General features: G+C 40.9%; 1 pseudogene. It reads left to right on the forward strand.

Annotated features, from left to right (window positions below):
- Positions 1–281, forward strand: a pseudogene (locus tag FS608_RS29860) (xylose isomerase); the annotation flags it as partial.

The following is a 281-nucleotide window of genomic DNA, read 5'->3' on the forward strand; positions in this document are numbered from 1 at the left end:
AAAATTAATGGCAAGACAATGGAAGAAATACTTCGTTTCTCCGTTGCATATTGGCACACATTTACTGCAGATGGTACAGATCCATTTGGCGCAGGTACAGCGATTCGCCCGTGGGATCACCTTAAAGGATTAGATTTAGCGAAAGCCCGTGTGGAAGCTGCATTTGAACTTTTTGAAAAATTAAATGTTCCTTTCTTTGCTTTTCATGATGTCGATATTGCTCCTGAAGGACGCACGCTACAAGAAACAAATGAGAACCAAGACGTAATTGTTGCGATGAT

This window comes from Bacillus sp. X1(2014), from assembly GCF_007678255.1.